This is a genomic window from Actinokineospora sp. UTMC 2448, assembly GCF_024760565.1.
GTDB lineage: Bacteria > Actinomycetota > Actinomycetes > Mycobacteriales > Pseudonocardiaceae > Actinokineospora > Actinokineospora fastidiosa.
Map to the genome: position 1 here is coordinate 1,896,921 of NZ_CP031087.1, position 14,276 is coordinate 1,911,196.

Below are 14,276 nucleotides of genomic sequence, written 5' to 3' on the forward strand. Positions count from 1 at the left end.
GCTCGCGCCTGGTCCGTTCCCGCGCGCACTACCCTCGCCGTTGTCCGACGTCGATGACGGGAATGGGTCGTGCGCTTCCTTGTCGGCCTGCTGGCCGTGGCCCTGCTCGGCGCGTGCTCCGCCGACCCGGCGGCCGTGCCGCCGAACGGCGCCCTGCTGCCCGTCGACCAGCGCCCGACGATCGAGGCGATCACCGGGGAGAGCCTGCTCGACCCCGACGAGGTCGTCTCCACCGCGGCGGCGGGTCCGGCCACGGTCGTCAACGTGTGGGGCGCATGGTGCGGGCCGTGCCGGTTCGAGACCCCCGAACTCGCGCGCGCGCACGCCGAGACGGCCGACGCGGGCGTGCGATTCGTCGGCATCAATGTCCGCGACCATGTGCGCGGTTATGCTGTCGATTTCGTCAAGGACAATGCGGTCGGCTATCCGTCGATCTACGACCCGCCCGGCCGCACTCTGCTCAATCTCGGGCGATATCGGAATGTCGGCGTGCCGACGACCCTGATATTGGACGGCAGGCATCGGGTTGCGGCGGTGTTCGCCGGCGCCGTGCTCGCCGACGACCTGCTCCCGAGGATCCGCGAGGTCGTGGCCGAGAGCGGCGGCTGACCGGGGCCGCCCGGAGGCGGCCCCGGCCTGCCGGTCAGGCCTGCCGCCAGTGGGTGCAGTGCGGGCCGCCCGCGTACCAGGCGCAGGCCCGGACCCACTGGCCGGTCGGCACGTGGACGTCCTCGGAGGTCATGCCCGTGGCGCCGCCCCAGGTGTTGACGACCTTCCCCAGCGGACCGTTCCAGGTGGCCCCGCCGTCGGTGGAGATGTCCGTCCAGTCGGAGTCGTTGAGATAGGACCGGAACAGGTAGGCGAAGGCGGTGTTGCCCTGCAGGATCAGCTCCACGGTCTGGTCCTGATCGGTTTCCGCCGAGGCGACGCCGGACAGCGGAAGGACCATTGCCAAGGCCAGCAGCAGGCGCGAGATAATCTTCATTGCTGTTTCCCCCAGTGCGATGTGGCGATGTGCCAATGCCAGTCTAACCGGCTCCGGTTCGGCGTGATTCATCATTTCGGGTAATGTCGGGCCGGGGAAAGCGGGCGGGGTTATGGCTATTCATATCGCTGGATACGGCCGCTCCGGTGGTGTTGACTGGCCCGATGATCGTGAAACGGGTCAACGCGGGGGACGCGGTCGAGGCGCGGGCGGAGTTATTGGCCTGCTGCGCCTCCCGCCGCTGGGCGGCACGGGTGGTGGCGGGCAGGCCGTACGCCGACCTCGACGCGTTGCGGGCGATGTCGGCGCGGGTCTTCGAGGAGTTGGCGTGGGCCGACCTGCTCGAGGCCGTGAGCGCGCACCCGAGGATCGGGGAGCGGCCTGCGGGACCCGAGGCGGGGTGGTCGCGGCAGGAGCAGGCGGCCGCGGCCGGCGCGGACGACGACGTCCTGGCGCGGCTGCGGGCGGGCAACGCCGAGTACGAGCGGCGGTTCGGGCACGTGTTCCTGATCTGCGCGACCGGGCTGTCGGCCGCGGAGGTGCTGGCCGCGCTGCGCGAGCGGATGGGCAACGACGCCGACGTCGAGCAGGAGGTAGTGCGGGCGGAGTTGCGCAAGATCGCCGACTTGCGGCTGGTGAAGGCGGCGGGAGGATGTCCCGGGTGAGCCTTTCCACGCATGTCCTCGACACCGCGCGGGGGGCGCCAGCGGCGGGGGTGCCGGTGCGGCACGAGTACCGCGACGACGACGGCGCCTGGGTGCTCGCCGAGGTCGGCGCCACCGACGCCGACGGCCGGATCACCGGCTGGTCCGCCGCGCCCGGGGTGCACCGGCTGACCTTCGACACCGCCGCCTACCTCGGCGCGGACGCGTTCTACCCGAGCGCGGCCGTGGAGTTCCGGGTCGCCGACGACCGGCACCACCACGTCCCGCTGCTGCTCAGCCCGTTCGGCTACACGACCTACCGGGGAAGCTGACCACTTGCGGTTGCCCCGGGGCGTAGGTTGACTTCCGGGACTGCCGCCCACCTGGGGAGGACGCGTGGAACTCGGGGACAACCGGTACGGCAAGGCCGGGATCCGCCTCGTGCGGGTGGACCGGGACGGCCCCGAGCACGCGCTCACCGACCTGACCGTCAGCACGACGCTCGCGGGCGACCTTGCCGCGACCCACCTGACCGGCGACAACGCGGGCGTGCTGCCCACGGACACCCAGAAGAACACGGTGTACGCCTTCGCCCGCGACGGCGTCGGCGAGATCGAGGACTTCGCGCTGCGGCTGGCCCGGCACTTCGTCGACAGCACGCCCACCATCAGCCGCGCCCGCGTCCACATCGAGCAGCACAACTGGGACCGGCTGGGCGCGCACTCCTTCGTCCGGGGCGCGGGCACGCGGACGGCCACGGTGTCGGCGACGGAGGACGGGCAGTGGGTCGTCTCGGGCGTGTCGGACCTGGTCGTGCTGAACACCACCGACTCGGAGTTCCACGGCTTCCACAAGGACGAGTACACGACGCTCGCCGAGACCGACGACCGCGTCCTGGCCACCGCCGTCACCGCCCAGTGGCGGCACACCGGGCCCACTGACTGGGCCCTGTCGTTCACCGCCGCGCGGGCCGCGCTCCTGGGCGCGTTCGCGGCCACGCACAGCCTGTCGCTGCAGCAGACGCTGTACGAGATGGGGCGGAAGGTGCTGGAGACGGGGGAGACGGTCGCCGAGGTGCGGCTGTCGCTGCCCAACAAGCACCACTTCCTCGTCGACCTGGCGCCGTTCGGGTTGGACAACCCGGGCGAGGTGTTCCACGCGGCCGACCGGCCGTACGGGCTCATCGAGGGCGCGGTGGTCAAGCCCGGCGCGCCCGACCCGGGCCTGGCGTGGTGGTAGGGAGTCCACTGTGGAATTCATGCGACCGACGACGCTCGCCGAGGCGCTGGCCATGAAGGCCGCGACGCCCGAGGCCGTGCCGATCGCGGGCGGCACCGACGTCATGGTGGAAATCAACTTCGACAAGCGGCGGCCTGGCGCGCTGCTGGACCTGTCCTCGGTCGCCGAGCTGTCGGCCTGGGACCTCCGCGACGACGGCACCCGGATCGGGGCGGCCCTGCCCTACGCCAGGGTGATCGCCGAGGTGGGGGAGCGGGCCCCGGGGCTCGCCGCGGCGGCGCGGACGGTCGGCTCGCCGCAGATCCGCAACCGCGGCTCCGTCGGCGGCAACCTCGGCTCGGCATCGCCCGCTGGCGACGCGCACCCGCCGCTGCTCGCCGACGGCTCGGCCGTGGAGATCGCCTCCGTGCGCGGCACGCGGACCGTCCCGGCGCGCGAGTTCTTCACCGGGCCCAAGAAGTCCGTGCTGGAGCCGGACGAGCTGGTCACCGCGGTGCTGGTGCCCGCGCCGCGGGGGCCGCAGCAGTTCGCCAAGGTCGGCACCCGCAACGCCATGGTCATCGCCGTGTGCTCGTTCGCCGTCGCGCTCGACACCGAGGCGCTGACCGTCGGCACCGGCATCGGCTCGGCGGGCCCGACGCCGCTGCGCGCGGTGGAGGCCGAGCGGTTCGCCGCCGGGCTGGACTGGGACGCCGACCTGCCGGAGAGCGCGGCCCGCCGCTTCGGCGACCTCGTCGCCCAGGCCGCCCGGCCCATCGACGACGTGCGCGGGACCGCCGCCTACCGGCGGCACGCGCTGGGTGTGTTGGCCCGCCGGACCCTGACCTGGGCCTGGGCGGAGTACCGGAGGTCGGGATGCGCGTGAGGGTCGAGGTCAACGGCGAGCAGCGGATCGCTGACGACGTGTGGGAGGGCGAGAGCCTGCTCTACGTCCTGCGCGAGCGGCTGGGGCTGCCCGGCAGCAAGAACGCCTGCGAGCAGGGGGAATGTGGCTCCTGCACGGTGTACCTGGACGACGTGGCGGTCTGCGCGTGCCTGGTCGCCGCAGGCCAGGCCGAGGGGCGGCGGGTCCGCACCATCGAGGGCGACGGGCTGGAGGAGGTCCAGCAGGCGTTCCTGGAGACCGGGGCCGTGCAGTGCGGCTTCTGCACGCCCGGCCTGATCGTCGCCGCGCACGACCTGCTGCGGCGCAACCCGGCGCCCGCCGACCCCGACATCCGCGAGGCGCTGGCGGGCAACCTGTGCCGCTGCACGGGCTACGAGAAGATCATGGACGCGGTGCGCCTCGCCGCGTCCCGCGCGAAGGGCCGGGCGGCGTGCGACTGATCATCGACGGCGCGGCCGTGGCCACGGTCGACGGCGCGGACACCGAGCACCGCGCGGGCCACGTGGTGGTCGAGGACGGCCGGATCGCGCTCGTCGGCGCTGGCCCGGCCCCCGACCTGCCCGCCGACCGGCGCATCGACGCGAGCGGCCGTCTGCTCACCCCGGGCCTGGTGAACACCCACCACCACCTGTACCAGTGGGCGACGCGCGGGCTGGCCCAGCAGGCGGACCTGTTCACCTGGCTGGTGACGCTGTACCCGGTGTGGGCGGGCCTGGACGAGGACATCACCCGCGCCGCCGCCCGCGCGGGCCTGGCCCGGCTGGCCCGCACCGGCTGCACGACGGCCGCCGACCACCACTACATCCACCCCGACGGCGGCGACCTGCTCGGCGCGGTCGTCGACGCGGCCGGCGAGATCGGCCTGCGCCTGCACGCCGTGCGCGGCTCGATGGACCGGGGGCTGTCCGACGGCGGCCTGCCCCCGGACTCCCTGGTCGAGACCCTGGACGGCGCGCTGGCGGGCACGCAGGCGGCCATCGAGCGCTACCACGACCCCGCGCCCGACGCGGCCGTGCGGGTGGCCGTCGGCCCGTGCTCGCCGTTCTCCGTCAGCGCCGAGCTGATGACCGGCTGCGCCGAGCTGGCCCGGTCGTCGGGCGTGCGGCTGCACACCCACCTCGCCGAGACGCTGGACGAGGAGCGGCAGTGCCTGGCCGAGTACGGCTGCACGCCCGTCGAGTACGCCGAGCGCACCGGCTGGACGGGCCCGGACGTCTGGCTCGCCCACGCCATCCACCTCGCCGACGACGCCGTCGCCACCCTGGGCCGCACCCGCACGGGCGTCGCCCACTGCCCGACGTCGAACGCCCGGCTGGGCGCGGGCATCGCCAGGGTCGCCGACCTGCTGGCCGCGGGCGCCCCGGTCGGCCTGGGCGCGGACGGCGCGGCCTCGAACGAGGACGGCGGCCTGGGCGTCGAGCTGCGCGCGGCGGCCTACCTGGCCCGGCTCCGCGACGGCGCGGCGGCCATGGACGCCCGCGCCGCCCTGCGCATGGCCACCATGGGCGGGGCGGCCTGCCTGGGCCGCGAGGCCGAGATCGGCTCGATCGAGCCGGGCAAGCTGGCCGACCTCGCGCTGTGGGACCTGACCGGGATCGAGCACGCGGGCATCGCCGACCCGGTCGCCGCGCTGGTGTTCGGCGCGCTGCCGCCGCTGTCGGCGCTGCTGGTGGGCGGTCACCCGGTGGTGGAGGACGATCGGCTGTGCAAGGCCGCGGAGGACGACATCGCCGCGGGGCTGGCGGGCGCGAGCGCCCGGCTGGCGGCCCGCGCGGGCCTCACGGGGTGATCGGGATGTCAGACGGCGGGCTGGAGTTCGGGCTGGGCCTCGCGGGCCTGGGCCAGCTTCGTCACGCCGTAGCCCGCCAGGACCGCGCAGACCACGGCCAGCACGGCCTCGACGCCGGTCGTGGCGACCGTCTCGCCGAGGAAGACCACGCCGATGGCGGTGGCGGCGGCCGGGTTGACCAGGTTGGTCACCGCCAGCGGGGCGGCCAGGCCGTCGCGGTAGGAGCGCTGGGTGAACACGGTGCCCGCGACCGCGAGGGTGCCGATGGCGGCGATCGAGACCAGGATCGCCGGGTGGAGCAGCACGCCGACGCCCTCGGTCTGGAAGCCGACCACAACCTTCTGGCACAGCGCCGAGCAGACGGCGTAGGCAAGGCCGCCCGCGACCGCCTCCCACAGCGACGACGCGCCCGGCAGGGCGCCCTTGTAGCCGAGCCCGGCCAGCAGGATCACCACGGCGACGAGCAGGCCGGTCAGCTCGCTGGAGGTCAGCGTGTCCGGCGTGCCGCCGGTGGTGATGATCATCGCAAGGCCCGCGAGCCCCGCGACCGTGGACACCAGGCCGACGGTCTCCAGCCGGGTCATCATCCGGCGGGCCCTGCCCGCCGCGACGACCACGGCGAGCACCAGGGTCAGCACGCCCAGCGGCTGGATCAGCGACAGCGGGCCGAAGCCCAGGGAGACCACGTGCAGGCCCGCGCCGAGGGCGTTGAGGGCCTGGGCGACCCACCACAGCGGGACGCGGGTGAGCTCCCGGACGCTCATGTGGGCGTAGGCGGCCTGGATCAGCGCGGCGGTCGCGTAGACGATCGCGACCGCGACGCACAGCGCGATCGCGATGATCAGGTCAGGCATGGGCCCCCAGTCCGATTCACTCGAACAGAGGCTAGCCGCCCGACCGCGACGACAGGAGCGGTTTGCCCGAACCGAGTGGGGCAGAACACGCCGGAGGACACATGACCAGCACCAGGACCGACGCCGCGGTCGAGGGCGTTGGGACCAGCCCGTTGCGGCCTGATGGCGTGCTCAAGGTGCGGGGCGAGTTCGCCTACTCGTCCGACCTGTGGGCCGACGGCATGCTCTGGGGCGCCACGGTCCGCAGTCCGCATCCGCACGCCCGGATCACCGGCGTCGACATCACCGCCGCGCTCAAGCTCGCCGGGGTGTCCGCCGTGCTCACCCACGAGGACGTCCCCGGCCGCAACCGCTACGGCCTCGAACACGCCGACCAGCCCGTCCTCGCCGAGGACGTCGTGCGCTACCAGGGCGAGCCCATCGCCGTCGTGGCCGCCGACCACCCGGAGACCGCGCGCCGCGCCGCCGCGCTGGTCGAGGTCGCCTACGCGGTGCTGACGCCCGTCACCGACGCCGAGGCCGCCTTCACCGCGCCCGCGCTGCACGAGGGCGGCAACGTCCTGCGGCACGTGCCGATCCGGCGCGGCGACGAGTCCGCGACCGCGCCCGTCGTGGTCGTCGGCGAGTACACCGTCGGCATGCAGGACCAGGCGTTCCTCGGACCGGAGTCCGGGCTGGCCGTGCCCGCCGACGACGGCGGCGTCGACCTCTACGTGGCCACCCAGTGGCTGCACGTCGACCGCGCCCAGGTCGCCCGCTCGCTCGGGCTGCCTGAGGAGAAGGTGCGCATCACCCTCGGCGGCGTCGGCGGCGCGTTCGGCGCGCGGGAGGACCTGAGCATGCAGGTCCACGCCAGCATGCTGGCCCTGCGCACCGGCAAGCCGGTGAAGATGGTCTACGGGCGCGAGGAGTCGTTCTTCGGGCACGTCCACCGCCACCCGGCCCGGCTGCGCTACGAGCACGGCGCCACCGAGGACGGCAGGCTCGTCTACGTCCGCGCCCGCATCGTCCTCGACGGCGGCGCCTACGCCTCCAGCACGACGGCAGTGGTGGCCAACGCCGCCACCCTCGGCGTGGGGCCGTACGAGGTCCCCAACGTGCACATCGACGCCTACGGCATGTACACCAACAACCCGCCGTGCGGGGCCATGCGCGGGTTCGGCGCTGTGCAGGCGTGCTTCGCCTACGAATCCCAGATGGACAGGCTCGCCGAGCGGATCGGCGTCGACCCGGTCGAGATCCGGCTGCGCAACGCCGTCCGCGAGGGCTCCACGATGCCGACCGGCCAGGTCATCGACTCCCCGGCGCCGGTGGCCCGGCTGCTGGCCATCGTGCGCGACCGGCCGATGCCGCCGCCCGCCGCCGACGACCCGCGCGAGCGGCCGGGCGGGGTCGCCAACACCACCCGGGGCGAGGGCGTCGTGCGCGGGGTCGGCTACGGCGTCGGCGTCAAGAACGTCGGGTTCTCCGAGGGGTTCGACGACTACTCCACCGCGCGCGTGCGGCTGGAGCTGATCCAGGGCGAGCCGGTCGCCACCGTGCACACCGCCGCCGCCGAGGTCGGGCAGGGGCTGGTGACCGTGCAGGCGCAGATCGCCCGCACCGAGCTGGGCGTGCGGCAGGTGACCGTCGTGCCCGCGGACACCTCGGTCGGCAGCGCGGGGTCCAGCAGCGCCTCCCGGCAGACCTATGTCACCGGGGGAGCGGTCCGGGCCGCGTGCGCCGCGGTGCGGGCCGACGTGCTCGCCTCGGTCCCCGGCGGCGCGGGCCTGCGCGACGGCAAGGTGACCACAGTGGACGGTGAGCCGCTCGCCGACCTGGCCGACGTGCTCACCGGCCCGGTCGAGCACACCGTGGAATGGCGGCACCGGCCGACCAAGCCGCTGGACCCGGTGACCGGCCAGGGCGACGCGCACGTGCAGTACGCCTTCGCCGCGCACCGCGCCGTCGTCGACGTCGACACCGAGCTGGGGCTGGTCCGGGTCGTCGAGCTGGCGTGCGCGCAGGACGTGGGCAAGGCGCTGAACCCGCAGGCCGTCGAGGGCCAGATCCACGGCGGCAGCGCGCAGGGGCTCGGGCTCGCGGTCATGGAGGAGATCCAGGTCGTCGACGGGCAGGTGCGCAACCCCTCCTTCACCGACTACCTGATCCCCACGATCCTCGACATGCCGCCGATGGCGGTCGACATCCTCGAACTCGCCGATCCCGCCGCGCCGTACGGACTGCGCGGCGTCGGCGAGCCGCCGACGATCTCGGCGACCCCGGCGATCATCGCCGCGATCCGCGCCGCCACCGGCGTCGCCCTCACCCACGCCCCCGTCCGCCCTGATCACATCGTGACCATGAGTGATGATCAGTGATGCCAGGATGACCCGAATGGACGACAGACCGGGTCAGTAGGCTCGCGGGAAACACGGCCGAGTCCCCCGATAGAGGTGTGTGGTGAGCGAGACCGCGAGCTGGGTCCCCGAGGGTGTCAACACCGAACTCCCCAGCGCCGCGCGGGTTTACGACTACCTGCTCGGCGGCGGCCACAACTTCCCGGGCGACCGCGAGCTGGCCGAGAAGCTGCTGAAGGTCGTGCCCGCGCGGGACATGGCCCGGCTCAACCGGTCGTTCCTGCGGCGGGCCGTGCTGCACCTGGTCGAGCAGGGCATCGACCAGTTCCTCGACCTCGGCTCGGGCATCCCGACCGTGGGCAACGTGCACGAGATCGCGCAGGGCGCCAACCCGGACGCGCGCGTGGTGTACGTCGACTACGAGCCCGTCGCCGTCGCGCACAGCGAGCTGATGCTGACCGGAAACCCCAACGCGGCGGTCATCCAGGCCGACATGCGCGACCCGGAGAAGATCCTCGCCGCGCCGCGCACCCGCGACCTCATCGACCCCGCCCGGCCGATCGGGCTGCTGATGGTCGGCGTCATCCAGTTCATCCCCGACGCCGACGACCCGTGGGCGCTGGTGGGCCGTTACCGCGATCTCGTCGCTCCTGGAACACATTTGGCGATCTCGGCGTTCACGTGGGACAACGCGCCGTCGGGCATGGCGGGCGCGGTCGAGTTGTTCCGCAACAGCCAGGACCCCATCTTCCCGCGAACCCGGGGGGAGATCCTGCGCATGCTGACGGGCTTCGACCTCGTGGAGCCGGGTCTGGTCTACACACCGCAGTGGCGGCCGGAGCGGCCGGAGGACGCGGCCGACGCCGACCGGTCCAATCTCTACGCAGGCGTCGCGGTCAAGCCCGCCTGAATCGACGACAAGGGGTAGCGTTCGGCACCCGTTCGGGTGCAGAGTGATATCCCCCGTGCGCTATCCCGGATCGCGCTCCCCCGACGAGATGGACGGCCGACGTGGACCGAGCTGAGCTGCCCGCCAGATGGGCCGCCGCGCTCTCCCGGATCGGGTATGCCCCGCTGTCCCGCTCCGCTGCCGAGCGGGAACTCGCGGCCCTGCTCGGCCGGCTTCCCGACCATGCCGGGGATGCGGGCGCCCGGCTGGTCCGGCTCGGCTACCGGCAGCCGGAGTGCCTGCGGGCCAGCGTCGAGCTGCTCGCCGGACTGCCCGAAGTGGACGGCCCGGTGATCGGCGCGCTGGCCGAGGCGTTCACCGCCGCCGCCCGCGACCGGCTCTTCGCCGAGCAGGAGGACCTGGTCGCCGCGGTGAGCCGGGCCAAGGACAACGTCGAGCGCAGCCTCAAGGCCAGCGAGGCCCGCTTCACCGAGCTGTTCGACACCTCCGCGCTCGGCATGGTGATCACCGACATCGGCGGCGGCGTGGTGCGCGCCAACGAGGCCATCGAGACGATGCTCGGCTACGCCCGCGGCACGCTGTTCCGCAAGCGCTTCGACTCGCTGCTGCACCCGGAGGACCGCGCGTACCTGCGCACCCGCTACGCCGAGCTGACCGCGGGCGGCTGCGAGCTGCGCGAGCGCACCCGGTTCCAGCGCGCCGACGGCGACACCGTCTGGACCAGGATGGCGGTGTCGGTCCTGCGCGACGCCGACGGCCTCGCCGACCACCACGTGACCATGGTCGAGGACATCTCCGACCTGCACCTGCTCGAACACCGCATCACCTACCAGGGCACCCACGACATGCTCACCGGACTGCCCAACCGCGCGGCGTTCACCGGCAGGCTGGAGGAGGCGCTGGGCGTCGGCGACGAGGTGGCCGTGCTGCACCTGTCGCTGGACGACTTCGCCGTGGTCAACGACGGCATCGGCAGGCACGCGGGCGACGTCCTGCTGACCACCGTCGCCGCCCGGCTGGCCGACCTCGTCGACGACGGCCTGATCGCCCGGATCGCCGACCACGAGTTCGCCGTGCTGCTGCGCTCGCCGGAGGCCGGGCCGTGCGTGGCCGCGCGGATCAACGACGCGCTGGTCGAGCCGACCTATGTGGACGGCACGGGCATCGCGGTGTCGGCGACGGTCGCCGTGGTCTCCCGCCCGCGCGCCGACACCCGCCCGGCCGACCTGCTGCGCGCCACCGACATCACCATCCGCGAGCTGCGCCAGCGCGGGCGGAGGCAGTGGGGCATGGTCGACATCGCCGAGGTGGACCGCCGCGTCGACCGCTGGAGCCTGACCGCGGCGATCCCGGGCGCGTGGGAGAACGGCGAGCTGGACGTGGACTTCGACCCGGTCGTCACGCTCGCCGACGGCGCGGTGGTGGCCGCGCGCGGCGCTCTGCGCTGGGACAACCCGACGCGCGGGCGGATCGCGGGCGCGGACTGCGCGAGCCTGCTCGCCGACACCGGCATGGGCGTCTGCGTCGGCCGCTGGCTGCTCTCGCGCTCCGCCGAGCGCGTGACGGCCATGCGCGACAAGGTGGGCGACGCGCCCCGGCTCTACGTCGAGCTGACGGCGGACTCGGCCGCCGACCCCGACCTGGTGGCCGAGGTGCGGTCCATCAGCTCCGAGACCGGGCTGCCGATCGACCGGCTGGACATCGGCCTGCCGGTCCCGTCCGCCGCCGTCCCGGACGGCCCGGCGGCGGAGAACGCCGAGGTCCTCGCCGAGTTGGGCGTGCGCGTGGTGCTGACCGACTTCGGCCGCGGCGGCGGTGATCTGGGCTGCGTCGCCGACCTGCCCGTGCACGCGGTCCGCATCAGCGACTACGCCATGCGGCGCGTGTCCGCCGAGCTGGCCGCCGGGTCTCCGTCGCTGGTCACGCACGCGGTGCGCGCGGCCGTGCCGCTGGTTCGCGCCGAGGGCGTGTCCGTGATCGTGCCGATGATCGCCGACGAGCGGGAAGCGCGCTGGTGGCGGGACGCGGGCGCGGACCTCGGGCAGGGCCCGCTGTTCGGCGAGCCGGGCGCGCTGGAGGACATCGGGGTGTGAGGCCGGGGATCACCCGAGCCAGGCCCGCAGCGCCCACCACCAGCGCACCGTCTCCGCCATCGCGGCGGCGTCCTCCGGGAACCCGGTGAGCGAGCGCAGCCGGGCCAGCCGGTAGCGCACGGTGTTCGCGTGGACGTGCAGGGCGGCCGCGGTGTGGTCCAGCCGCCGTCCGTGGTCCAGATAGGACAGTGCGGTCGCGGCGAGCCCGCGGTGGAAGTCGTCGTCCTGGTCGAGCGCGGCCAGCAGGGTCGACGCCAGCAGCGCGGCCAGCGCGGGCTGGGCGGCGAACGCGGTCTGCGGGGCGATGTCGGTCAGCAGGTGCACGCCCGGGGACGGCGCCGACGCGAGCGCGGCCACGCAGAGCAGGTAGCGCGGGCGGACCTCCGACAGCGGCGCGGCGGGCGCCGCCACCACCCGGGCGTCCACGGGTCCGCGGGGAAGGCACGCGGACAGACCGGTGAGCCGCCCGTCCACGATCCCGAGGACGCCGGGGAGGTCGAGCGCGCGCACCGGGTCGGTGATGTCGGTGACCAGGCAGAAGTAACGCGTCGAGTGGTCGAGGCCCACCTGGGCCAGGGAACCGGGCGGCACCGCGTCGCCGTGCAGGAGCAGGCTCCGCAGGACCTGCGTGCGCGCGTCCCGGGCGGTGCGGGCGAGTTCGCGCTGGTAGCCGTCGATCATGTGGCGTTCGACCGCGCTGGTGTAGCGGTCGAGCTCCAGCAGCGCCTCCAGCAGCACCGAGTCGGGCACCCCGGCCGCGCGGCCCCGGGCGATGGCGATCTCCACGATGCGCCCGCGTCCGGCCTGCACGCCGCTCAGCAGCGCGGTGATGGGGACGCCCTGCGCGGCGCGGTCGGCGCCCAGCGCGGTCGCCGCGGTGAAGTCGCCGTCGCCGGGACGGCCGAACGCGGCGAGCCCGGCGGTGAGCAGGTCGGCGACGTGCCTGCGGTTCTCGGCGGCGGGCAGCCGGGCCACCTCCGGCGAGGTGGCGCGGGCGGCGGCGACCAGCTCGTCGACGAGGCCGTCGTCGGCGGCCAGCGCGGCCAGGACCTGCGCCAGGGACACGGCGACCTCCTTGTCGCTGGGACACAACGGCCGCGGCGGCCGTTGGCGGCCGGGCTCTACCCCGGGTGCGGCGCGCTGTAGTTTCCTGCAGTCCTACTGCACGGTAACCAGTGGGAGTCCCCGTGAGAAGAGCGCTCATCGCCGCCTGCGCCGCCGTCATCGCCGCAGGCTCCCTGCCCGCGGCCGCCGCGCCGTCCCCGCGCGAGGTGTTGTTCGTGGGGAACAACTGGGAGGGCACCGTCGACGTCCTCGACCACCGCTACACCAAGATCGGCCGGGTCGACGTCGTCCCGGACAAGGCCGCCCGGCTGCGGGAGATCTACCTCAACCCGATCCGCCTCGCGTTTTTCCTCGGCGTCCGGCACGGCCCCGGAGAGGGCCACGACCAACTCGTCGACGACATGTACACGACCCCGGACGGCGCCGCCCTGGTCGCCTCCCGCCCCAGCCTCGCCGACGTCGTCTCGATCGACCTGACGACGGGCGCGGTCCGCTGGCGCTTCCCGGTGTCCGGCTTCCGCGCCGACCACATGGCCGTCTCCCCGGACGGCACCAAGGTCGCGGTCTCCGCCTCGACGTCGAACACGGTGCACGTCCTCGACATCACCACCGGCCGCGAACTGGGCTCCTTCCGCACCGGCGACAAGCCCCACGAGAACGTCTACACCGACAACGGCCGCCACCTCTGGAACATGTCCATCGGCGAGGTCATCACCCCCTTCGACGCGCCCGAGCTGGACTGGACCAAGGGCGACCGCAAGATCACCGTCGTCGACACCGAGACGTACGAGGTCGTCGAGGTCATCGACATGCGCGCCCGCCTAGACGCCTTCGGCCGCCCCGACCTCTCCGACGCCGTACGCCCGGTCGCCTTCAGCCCCGACGAGCGCACGCTGTACTTCCAGGTGTCGTTCTTCAACGGCTTCCTGGAGTACGACGTGGCCAGCGACCGCATCACCAGGGTCAAGGAACTCCCGAAGAACCCCAATACGAACCCCGACCGCACCACCTGGGTCAACGACTCCCGCCACCACGGCATGGCCATGAACCCCGACGGCACCAAGCTGTGCGTCGCAGGAACCATGGACGACTACGCGACAGTCGTGGACCGCACATCGCTCCAAGAAGGTCCCCTAGTCCCCGCAGCCAAGCCGTACTGGGCAACAGTCAACGGAGACGGAACCGCCTGCGTCATCTCCGAAAGCGCAGCAGACCAGATCACCGTGATCGACTTCAGGACAGGAAACCGAATCACGTCAGTACCAGTAGGCGACCACCCCCAACGAATCCGCCTGGGCACAGTCCCCGCCGGATGGGGCGCTTAACCAACAAACCAACGCAGCAAACCAACGCAACCACCCACAAAACGCAACACGCCCCAGATAACTGTCCGATGGGGTGAACCCGCATTCGTGGGGAGAAAAGCGGTGCTACCCTCGCTCGGCGCGGACGGCTTCGCCGCTCCGCCCCTA

General features: G+C 73.4%; 14 protein-coding genes. 11 read left to right on the top strand and 3 right to left on the bottom strand.

Annotated features, from left to right (window positions below; all coding sequences use genetic code 11):
• The first annotated feature begins 96 nt into the window (after positions 1-96).
• Entirely contained in the window at positions 97-609 is a 513-nt protein-coding gene (locus Actkin_RS09090; protein WP_258906683.1) for a TlpA disulfide reductase family protein, read from the top strand.
• 34 nt (positions 610-643) lie between these two features.
• Here the strand turns inward: Actkin_RS09090 and Actkin_RS09095 are convergent, their stop codons facing one another.
• Positions 644-985 (bottom strand): hypothetical protein, encoded by a 342-nt coding sequence (locus Actkin_RS09095; protein ID WP_189213126.1) that lies wholly within the window; start codon positions 983-985, stop codon positions 644-646.
• 164 nt (positions 986-1,149) lie between these two features.
• Between Actkin_RS09095 and uraD the strand changes: the two genes are divergently transcribed.
• The 6 genes from uraD to Actkin_RS09125 all read left to right on the top strand — a co-directional run bounded on the left by uraD (position 1,150) and on the right by Actkin_RS09125 (position 5,543).
• Positions 1,150-1,650, top strand: a complete 501-nt coding sequence (gene uraD / locus Actkin_RS09100) for a 2-oxo-4-hydroxy-4-carboxy-5-ureidoimidazoline decarboxylase (RefSeq protein WP_258906684.1) — start codon at positions 1,150-1,152, stop codon at positions 1,648-1,650.
• The gene (gene uraH / locus Actkin_RS09105) at positions 1,638-1,961 is read left to right on the top strand and encodes a hydroxyisourate hydrolase (protein WP_189213124.1); all 324 of its coding nucleotides are present in this window, start codon (positions 1,638-1,640) and stop codon (positions 1,959-1,961) included. Before uraD ends, uraH begins: the two co-directional genes overlap by 13 nt.
• 64 nt (positions 1,962-2,025) lie before the next feature.
• Positions 2,026-2,868 (top strand): factor-independent urate hydroxylase, encoded by an 843-nt coding sequence (gene pucL / locus Actkin_RS09110; protein ID WP_258906685.1) that lies wholly within the window; start codon positions 2,026-2,028, stop codon positions 2,866-2,868.
• A gap of 10 nt (positions 2,869-2,878) precedes the next feature.
• The gene (locus Actkin_RS09115) at positions 2,879-3,733 is read left to right on the top strand and encodes an FAD binding domain-containing protein (protein ID WP_258906686.1); all 855 of its coding nucleotides are present in this window, start codon (positions 2,879-2,881) and stop codon (positions 3,731-3,733) included.
• Positions 3,724-4,194 (top strand): (2Fe-2S)-binding protein, encoded by a 471-nt coding sequence (locus Actkin_RS09120; protein ID WP_258906687.1) that lies wholly within the window; start codon positions 3,724-3,726, stop codon positions 4,192-4,194. Before Actkin_RS09115 ends, Actkin_RS09120 begins: the two co-directional genes overlap by 10 nt.
• The gene (locus Actkin_RS09125) at positions 4,185-5,543 is read left to right on the top strand and encodes an 8-oxoguanine deaminase (RefSeq protein WP_258906688.1); all 1,359 of its coding nucleotides are present in this window, start codon (positions 4,185-4,187) and stop codon (positions 5,541-5,543) included. The genes Actkin_RS09120 and Actkin_RS09125 overlap by 10 nt, the downstream gene beginning before the upstream one ends.
• An 8-nt stretch (positions 5,544-5,551) precedes the next feature.
• Here Actkin_RS09125 and Actkin_RS09130 read toward each other — a convergent pair whose 3' ends face one another.
• Positions 5,552-6,397 (bottom strand): DMT family protein, encoded by an 846-nt coding sequence (locus Actkin_RS09130; RefSeq protein ID WP_189213119.1) that lies wholly within the window; start codon positions 6,395-6,397, stop codon positions 5,552-5,554.
• A 101-nt stretch (positions 6,398-6,498) separates the two neighbouring features.
• Here Actkin_RS09130 and pucD point away from each other — a divergent pair, with 101 nt between their 5' ends.
• The 3 genes from pucD (at position 6,499) to Actkin_RS09145 (ending at position 11,739) form a co-directional block, all read left to right on the top strand.
• Positions 6,499-8,757: a xanthine dehydrogenase subunit D gene (gene pucD / locus Actkin_RS09135; RefSeq protein WP_258906689.1), complete on the top strand. Its 2,259-nt coding sequence runs from the start codon at positions 6,499-6,501 to the stop codon at positions 8,755-8,757.
• A gap of 82 nt (positions 8,758-8,839) precedes the next feature.
• Positions 8,840-9,646 carry an SAM-dependent methyltransferase gene (locus Actkin_RS09140; RefSeq protein ID WP_189213117.1) on the top strand — a complete coding sequence of 269 codons (807 nt, stop codon included), beginning with the start codon at positions 8,840-8,842 and terminating at the stop codon, positions 9,644-9,646.
• Positions 9,647-9,747: 101 nt separating this feature from the next.
• The gene (locus Actkin_RS09145) at positions 9,748-11,739 is read left to right on the top strand and encodes an EAL domain-containing protein (protein ID WP_258906690.1); all 1,992 of its coding nucleotides are present in this window, start codon (positions 9,748-9,750) and stop codon (positions 11,737-11,739) included.
• A 9-nt stretch (positions 11,740-11,748) separates the two neighbouring features.
• Here Actkin_RS09145 and Actkin_RS09150 read toward each other — a convergent pair whose 3' ends face one another.
• Positions 11,749-12,804 (bottom strand): helix-turn-helix domain-containing protein, encoded by a 1,056-nt coding sequence (locus tag Actkin_RS09150; protein ID WP_258906691.1) that lies wholly within the window; start codon positions 12,802-12,804, stop codon positions 11,749-11,751.
• 122 nt (positions 12,805-12,926) lie between these two features.
• On the opposite strand from Actkin_RS09150, the gene Actkin_RS09155 reads away from it, so the two are divergent.
• On the top strand, positions 12,927-14,129 hold the full coding sequence (locus Actkin_RS09155; RefSeq protein ID WP_258906692.1) for a YncE family protein: 1,203 nt from the start codon (positions 12,927-12,929) through the stop codon (positions 14,127-14,129).
• Positions 14,130-14,276: the final 147 nt, after the last annotated feature.